This is a genomic window from Methylobacterium sp. WL103 (genome assembly GCF_008039885.1).
GTDB classification, from domain to species: Bacteria; Pseudomonadota; Alphaproteobacteria; order Rhizobiales; family Beijerinckiaceae; genus Methylobacterium; species Methylobacterium cerastii.
Window position 1 is genome coordinate 1 of sequence record NZ_VRUX01000520.1, and the last position, 3021, is coordinate 3021.

Annotated in this window: 3 protein-coding genes and 1 pseudogene; 1 reads left to right on the forward strand and 3 read right to left on the reverse strand. The window is 69.0% G+C overall.

What is annotated here, in order from left to right; translation table 11 throughout:
- A partial coding sequence (locus FV222_RS21640) for an ROK family protein (protein WP_246685591.1) occupies positions 1-612 on the reverse strand: 612 nt, incomplete at its 3' end.
- Positions 609-2000: a dicarboxylate/amino acid:cation symporter gene (locus tag FV222_RS21645; RefSeq protein WP_147752408.1), complete on the reverse strand. Its 1392-nt coding sequence runs from the start codon at positions 1998-2000 to the stop codon at positions 609-611. The genes FV222_RS21640 and FV222_RS21645, both read right to left, overlap by 4 nt.
- Positions 2001-2258: 258 nt before the next feature.
- Between FV222_RS21645 and FV222_RS21650 the strand changes: the two genes are divergently transcribed.
- Entirely contained in the window at positions 2259-2684 is a 426-nt protein-coding gene (locus FV222_RS21650; protein ID WP_246685592.1) for a L,D-transpeptidase, read from the forward strand.
- A gap of 94 nt (positions 2685-2778) precedes the next feature.
- On the opposite strand, the pseudogene FV222_RS21655 reads toward FV222_RS21650, so the two are convergent.
- A pseudogene (locus FV222_RS21655) lies at positions 2779-3021 on the reverse strand (hypothetical protein); the annotation flags it as partial.

The following is a 3021-nucleotide window of genomic DNA, read 5'->3' on the forward strand; positions in this document are numbered from 1 at the left end:
GGCATGGTCGGCGGCGAGCGCCGGCCCCGACACCCAGGTCTCGATGCAGCCGTGGCGCCCGCAATAGCAGGCCGGCCCGGGCCGCTCGTCGTCGTCCGGGCTCGGCAGCGGGTTGTGACCCCACTCGCCGGCGATGCGGCCGCGGCCGGCGAGCGGCCTGCGATCCCAGGCGATGCCGGAGCCGACGCCGGTGCCGAGGATCACAGCCCAGACGAGGCTCGACCCGGCGCCCGCGCCATCCACCGCCTCGGACACCGCGAGACAGTTGGCGTCGTTCTCGATGCGGATGGGACGCCCGAACGCGGCTTCGAGGTCGGCGCCGAACGGCCGCCCGTTGAGCCAGTGCGAGTTCGCGTTCTTCACCAGGCCGGTCGCCGGCGAGATCGCCCCCGGCATCCCGACGCCGACGGTGCAGGGCGAGCCGGCCTCCACCTCGAGCCGGGCGACGAGCTCCGCGACCGTCCGCACCGTGCCGGCATAGTCGTTCCGCGGCGTCGGCACCCGAGCCTCCGCCAGAACGAAACCGCCGACATCGAGGACGATGCCGGCGATCTTCGTGCCTCCGAGATCGATGCCGAGGCGGAAGATTGCCCCGGTGCGCGACCCGCTCACTCCGCGGCGGCGATCTTCGGCGCGGCCGGGCCGCTCTGGACCGTCATCGGCTCGGGCGTCTCGTCGGAGATGTGCGTGCCGATGGAGATCGGGTGCGCCATCACCTGGTTGAGCTTGGCCTTGTCCAGCTCGCCTTCCCAGCGCGAGACGACGATCGTCGCGACGCCGTTGCCGATGAGGTTGGTCAGGGCGCGGCACTCGGACATGAACTTGTCGACGCCCAGCACCAGCGTCATCGCCGCCACCGGGACGGGGGTGCCCGGGATCGCGGCGAGCGTCGCGGCCAGGGTGATGAAGCCGGCGCCGGTGACCCCGGAGGCGCCCTTCGAGGTCAGCATCGCCACGAGGAAGATCGTCGCGTACTGGCCGAAGGTCAGGTCCGCACCCACCGCCTGCGCCAGGAACAGGGTGGTGAGCGTCATGTAGATGTTGGTGCCGTCGAGGTTGAACGAGTAACCCGTCGGGATCACCAGGCCGACGACGGAGTCCGAGGCGCCGAGGCGCTTCATCTTGGTCATCATGTGCGGCAGCACCGTCTCAGACGAGGAGGTGCCGAGCACGATCAGGAGCTCGTCCTTGATGTAGGCGAGGAACTTGAAGATCGAGAACCCACAGAACGCCGCGATGCCGCCGAGCACGACGAAGATGAACAGCAGCGAGGTGGTGTAGAAGGTGCCCACGAGCCAGGCGAGGTCGACGACCTTGCCGATGCCGTACTGGCCGACCGTGAAGGCCATCGCGCCGAAGGCCCCGATCGGGGCGAGCTTCACGATCAGCCCGATGATGCGGAAGAACACCTGGCCGGCGGCGTCGATGCCGTTGGTGATCGCCTCGCCCTTCGCGCCCATTCCGGTGAGCACGCAGCCGGTGAGGATCGAGATCAGCAGCACCTGGAGCAGGTCGCCGGTGGCCATCGCGTCGAAGAAGCTCTTGGGGATGAGGCCCAGGATGTGCGCGATGGTGGAGTCGGCGGCAGCCTTGCTGGCGTAGCTCTCGACCGCCTTGGCGTCGAGCTTGGACAGGTCGGCGCCGAATCCCGCGCCCGGCCGGACGACCTCGCCGACGACGATGCCGATCAGCAGCGCGAAGCTCGAGACGACCTCGAAATAGATCAACGCCTTGAGGCCGACGCGACCGACCTTCTTCAGGTCGCCGATCGAGGCGATGCCGTGCACGATGGTGCAGAAGATGATCGGCGCGATCATCATCTTGATCAGGGCGATGAAGCCGTCGCCAAGCCACTTCATCGCCTTGCCCCAGCCGGGGTCGACGTAGCCGAGCAGGATGCCGAGCGCGATCGCGATCAGCACCTGGATGTAGAGCACCTTGTACCAGGGCTCCGGGGCGACCGCCTTCGCGGTCCCCGCCACGCTCGTCGAACCGTGCATCGCCTGCGCCATGATTTCGCCCGTGCACGCTTGCCGTGCACCCTCCCATTTTGCCGGAGGCTAGCGAAGTTGGCTCCAAGCCTCAACGGCGGCTGAGTATTTCCACACGCCGAACCCGTGACAAAAACCTGTTCCTCCAGGAAAAACGGCCTTTTCGCGGCAGAGTACAGGGGGCACTGAAGTCGTAGCGGTCGCGTCGACATCGACGCCGGACGGTGTCGTCCATCGGCCGGATTGCTTGATTGCCGGAGCTTCATCGTGCCCCAGATCCGTGCCGCCCTCCCCGCCGCCGGCGGCCTCCTCTGCCTTGCCCTCACTCTGCCGGCGAGCGCCGGGATCGTGGCTCAGGTCGACCAGTCCCGCCAGCGCATGCGCGTCTACGTCAACGGCGCGCTCTCGCACGATTGGCCGGTCTCGACGGCGCGTAGCGGCTACGTGACGCCGAACGGCAACTTCCGGGTCGGGCTGATGGCGCCGATGTGGCGCTCGCACAAGTATCACGGCTCGCCGATGCCGCACGCCATGTTCTTCCGCGGCGGCTACGCGATCCACGGCACCTACTCGGTCGGGCAGCTTGGCCGCCGCGCCAGCCATGGTTGCGTCCGCCTGGCGCCCGGCCATGCCAGCCGCCTGTTCAGCCTGGCCAGGAGCTACGGCGGGGCGAGCGTCGTCATCCGTCGCTGACCCGTAGCGGCGGCCCCGAACGGCGAGGACCGCCGCCGCAGCTGCGGCGACGGTCCTCTGACGTCGAACGATCAGTGTAAAAGCGGTCTATCACTCAGGTCTGTTGCGTGCGACGGGGCCGGACGGTCCAGCGCTCGAAGGTCGAGGCCGGATCGTCGCCCGCGGGCTCCTGCGGCGGCTGCTGGATTGCTGCGCCGAGCGCCTGCGACAGGCTCTCGATCACGTCGTCGATCCGCGCGTCCTGCGGCTGGGCCTCGGCGGCGTGCTCAGGCTCGGCCGACGCGACATGTGCCGGCGCCGGGGCGGGCTCGGGTTCGGACGCGACCGGCTCCGGGGC

Excerpts from the sequence above, each read along its gene's own strand:
- FV222_RS21645 (WP_147752408.1), bottom strand. The coding sequence starts at position 2,000 with ATGCACGGTTCGACGAGCGTGGCGGGGACCGCGAAGGCGGTCGCCCCG.